We start from the raw sequence: 4,339 nt of genomic DNA, 5'->3' as shown, positions 1-4,339 counted from the left end.
GAACAATACTGCCAGTCTTCGCTGCTAAAGCAGCTACTTCTGACTACGCCGCAAGAAAGATTATGCACATAATTTGCTACGATAAAAAACGTTGTAAACAAAAAAGAGCCGTTTACATAACGACTCTTTTTACCAAAATCTTTTCTTGGCAAATGCTCTGCCTGATTGTGATTTTAAATACTTCTCAAATTGCTTGGCACAATCAATATTTTTAAACACTGAGCACATGACTAACTTCCATGGTCGATCTTTTTTAGTATAAATTGATCCACCTGAATTATGCGTTAACAAACGCTCGGTTAAATTTGTTGTATAACCAATGTAACGAATCTCAGAACATTCTACAGACTGTATTAGATAGACATAGTAAAGCATAGTAATGAAAACTAAAAATATACGAGGAACATTTGATGGGATGGTCCGTCTACGTTCCCACAAATGGGAACTTCTTCGGACAGTCTTCGCTTTTTGCTATCAAAATTTTTTTATTTGCTCAGCAACTCTTGCCGGCGGAGCCAGACGAAGCTGCGTAAGCAGCGAAGACTGGCATCCACTTCGCGACAGTCTCATGAACCCAAACAGCCCCCCTCAAACACTCGTTAAGCATGATGCAGACGCTCTTTACAGAGTTTAATATGTAGCTAACGAAGGGGCAAAAAAATAGAAACCCAACTATACTCTTGACTGGTATATTATAATATACTACACTATAAGGTGATACTCTAATATTATTGAAAAAGGATAATATGGCACAATGGATTATTGAGTTTTGGTGTGAAAAAACCAAAAAAGGCCCTGTAGAACGCTGGCTTGATCAATTAGAAAAAGATGCACTTAAATCGGTTTCAAAAGAACTAGAATTACTTGAACTATGCGGAAATCAATTAAAATTACCTCATAGCAAAGCCCTTGGAAAAGGACTTTTTGAATTAAGAGAACGCAGGTTTGGTTTTAGAATTTATTATTGCTTTGAAGGCGAATACATCATTATTCTCCTTGCTGCAGGAGATAAGAAAAGCCAGGAAAATGATATCAAAATAGCTCGCAAACGGTTATCAGAACTTTAAGGGGGAAAGAACACATGAAAAGAAGAAGTTTCCAAGAATATCTAGAAAAACGTCTTAACAAAGATGAAATTGCTGAAATCAAAGAACAAGCACTCAGAGAAAAAAATACCTTACAAGCACTGCAAGATGGAGTTGCCTCTGCACTAGACAACTACATGGAGAAAAATGACATAGGCTTCAATGAGCTTGTCAGACAATTAGATTCAACCCCGGCTTATGTAGCGAAAATTAGACGTAAAGAAGCAAATTTAACCCTAGCAAGCTTAGCGCATCTTTTTGCATTAATTGGCCAAGAGCCACATTTAGTTTTTAAAAAGAAGTAAATTTAAAAAGAAAAAAAGAAGAAGGTATAAATTAATATTTCTGCCTTCTTCTTGCTCTCTTCATGACATTTGCTATGATTACACACAACAATCGTAATAATAGCATCATATTTAAAAGGAATAACCATGTACGCAATTTCAAACATTAATCATGATCTCACACAGATCATAGATATTATGGCGTACAGTTCCTTGCTCAGTTGTTAATCTAATCGTAACATCCATCATACTTATCAAGCACTTTTACGCCTTACATAAAAACAATTTTCAATTTTAATACGAAAGTATGTAATGGCTCGATTACGTCCAATAAAATCCGTGAGAGTTTTAACGGTTGAAGAAAAAACACGTGTTGCAAACCTCTTCACATTACTGGTAGAAGTAAACCTACAAACTGGTGTGGCAAACAAACGGCGTTTACCAAAAACTGCAAAAACAAAAAAAGTAGAGTGCTGCTGCTATCAACACAGGCCTACTTCGCCAAGGCTTCGAAGGCGAGGGCCCATAGATAATCCTTGTCACATGCTTTGTGTAAACACCAAATTATCCCGCATCCGTAAATCATCAAGTCCGGTGCGGGACTTGTTTTTAAAACCATTTGCACGTATCTTTAAGGGTGTTTTTAACTTCAGCATGGGATACAGCAATGATCGATACTATTGTGTTAACACTTCCCCAGGAATCATTCACTATCACCAATCCTGATGCATTCACACCATCTGCGCAATGGGCTTTAAATAACAAAACATACGCATTGCGTGGTATCATATCAAAACAGAACCCTACAAAAAAGGAATTAGCATTGGGTGTTTATAAACCTCGCTTAACCCTTTTTCCCTACTACGCTCCATCCTTCGCTAAAAGCTACGGAGGACACTGCACGGCTTCGAAGGGCACGCAGCACCCTATTACGCCTTTATCAATAACAAAAACATTGCTTAAAATTGAACTATCATTGCCCAAACTCTTATTTGGTAACAACTTTGAAGAACTTACCCAAAAACAATTTCCTGATCTTGTACAAAAATTATGCACAACATTACACAGCATGGGAATTGCAACTGATGTTGAAACTTTAACTAATGCTGATGTTTCTGGTATTCATTTTTCAAAAAATATTCCACTCACTGATGGCTCCATTCCATATCATTACATCAGCAAAATTGAACAGGTAAACATCAAACTCTCCCTTGATATCAATCAAACTGATTACCGCAACAAAGGCCACAGCTACAAATGGCACAGCAACTCTTATGAGTTAGTTTTTTATGATAAAATTCGTGATCTTGGACAAGCAAAAAAAAGTGATAAACGTTCATTGGAAAAAGACAACGCAATTCAATTGCACCTATATGATACACTACACAACAAAAAGATGTTTGAAGTTTTACGCATGGAAGCACGATTAAATAATCGACGTAAAATACAACAGATAATGAAACAACTCGGGATTAAAACACCACTCACCTTTAAAGGATTATTCAAAACAAACATCGCACGCAAAGTGCTGCTGCATTATCTTGATGAAATTGAAAATGCTCGACCAGCGTTATTAGATTTTAAAGTAAACAACGCAAAAAGCCTTCTTGTTGCACTTATTTTTAATAATCCAACTCTCAGTCCACGCCGCATCTTGCAGCTCTATGGAATGAAATTAGCGCTTGATCAAATAAACATCCGAGAATTGCGCACTATGTTTGGTGCATACAATAAACGCAGCTGGTATCGTTTGATCGCTGATATGAAGGATGTGAACATTACTCGACAACCCAATCTAAATAACCCATTTAAGGTTATCAGGAATTGTTTGGAGGAATTTAAATCAGCAACATGGACATTTGTGAATACAAAAAGACCCTTCTTATAAAAATATAAGAAGAGTCTCTTTTTTACTATCTTATTTCTTTTTTAAACTACATCCTAGCGCCATGTTGTCTTAGCAACATAGCCATTAGAAGATCTTTTTTTTCACGCGCTAATACTAAAATAGTTCTATTCATATTACATTTCACATTTTGGTCATGATCTCCCGTACATTGGCTGCCAAAATTAGGATCAGCTTTATATTTTTCAAGCAATGTTTTAGCTACTGAAAAATTTCCTTGTTCTACAGCAACCCACAATAAAGAATCCCCGTTTTCAAAAGTTATATATTCATTAACATTAATAATACCCTTCATTTTATCAAGAATTATAAAAACTGCTGGCCAATCTACAACAACTCTTGCTGGTGTATCTTCAATATATTGTCCATTGTCATCAGTATGCCCTGATGAATTTTCTTCTTTAATCAAAGCATCAACCATTGTATATATTGCTGGACGAGCTAAATGTTGTTGACGTTTAATTTTTTCCCATTGCACGTCTTCTATTTTTTGACGTCGGGATTCTTTAATCTTTCCTGGAGTTTTTCTTACTTCACTTGCATTAACACATGCCACAACAAAAACCATCATTCCGGACAATAAACATAACTTCTTCATGAAAACTCTCCTTTTTTGCGAACTAACAATATTTATTTCAATTATAACAATATCAGATGGGGGGGCAGAAAACAATAGTTTTATATGTATTTTTATAATTTTGTATTAATTTACAATAGGATTTTATAGTCAAAAAATAGCAATAATCCGTATTAATCAAGCTTTTCATTAGCAATCCCCTTGCCTTCTGATAAACTATCTCCAACTCAAAAAATACCCCATAAAACACAAAGGAATATCGATGAAAGCTATTCTTATAGCTCGTGTCAGCACGGAAGAACAAAAAGAGGCTGGCAATTCTTTACCCGCCCAAATCAGCCGCCTTGAACAATACTGCCAGTCTTCGCTGCTAAAGCAGCTACTTCTGACTACGCCGCAAGAAAGATTATGCACATAATTTGCTACGATAAAAAACGTTGTAAACAAAAAAGAGCCGTTTACATAACGACTCTTTTTACCAAAATCT

General features: G+C 35.9%; 5 protein-coding genes. 3 read left to right on the top strand and 2 right to left on the bottom strand.

The features are described from left to right. Window positions 1-746: 746 nt before the first annotated feature. From VJJ26_01715 to VJJ26_01705, 3 genes are all read left to right on the top strand, one after another. A complete protein-coding gene (locus tag VJJ26_01715) occupies window positions 747-1,067 on the top strand; it encodes a type II toxin-antitoxin system RelE/ParE family toxin (protein HLC06882.1) in 321 nt (106 codons plus the stop codon). Between the two features lie 14 nt (window positions 1,068-1,081). Next, complete coding sequence (locus VJJ26_01710) at window positions 1,082-1,390, top strand: hypothetical protein (protein ID HLC06881.1); 309 nt, start codon at window positions 1,082-1,084, stop codon at window positions 1,388-1,390. 646 nt (window positions 1,391-2,036) lie between these two features. After that, complete coding sequence (locus VJJ26_01705) at window positions 2,037-3,257, top strand: hypothetical protein (protein HLC06880.1); 1,221 nt, start codon at window positions 2,037-2,039, stop codon at window positions 3,255-3,257. Between the two features lie 46 nt (window positions 3,258-3,303). Here the strand turns inward: VJJ26_01705 and VJJ26_01700 are convergent, their stop codons facing one another. After that, window positions 3,304-3,873, bottom strand: a complete 570-nt coding sequence (locus tag VJJ26_01700) for a hypothetical protein (GenBank protein ID HLC06879.1) — start codon at window positions 3,871-3,873, stop codon at window positions 3,304-3,306. Window positions 3,874-4,068: 195 nt separating this feature from the next. After that, window positions 4,069-4,339: hypothetical protein (locus VJJ26_01695; protein HLC06878.1), on the bottom strand; the 271-nt coding region annotated here is incomplete at its 5' end.

It is taken from the genome of Candidatus Babeliales bacterium (assembly GCA_035288105.1).
Taxonomy (GTDB): Bacteria; Babelota; Babeliae; order Babelales; family Vermiphilaceae; genus SOIL31.
Note: the sequence above shows the minus strand (reverse complement) of the source record. Positions and strands in the feature narration are given on the sequence as shown.

Bases quoted from the DNA above. Each gene is read 5' to 3' on its own strand.
- VJJ26_01705 (HLC06880.1), top strand. From the start codon at position 2,037: ATGATCGATACTATTGTGTTAACACTTCCCCAGGAATCATTCACTATC.
- VJJ26_01715 (HLC06882.1), top strand. From the start codon at position 747: ATGGCACAATGGATTATTGAGTTTTGGTGTGAAAAAACCAAAAAAGGC.
- VJJ26_01710 (HLC06881.1), top strand. From the start codon at position 1,082: ATGAAAAGAAGAAGTTTCCAAGAATATCTAGAAAAACGTCTTAACAAA.
- VJJ26_01700 (HLC06879.1), bottom strand. From the start codon at position 3,873: ATGAAGAAGTTATGTTTATTGTCCGGAATGATGGTTTTTGTTGTGGCA.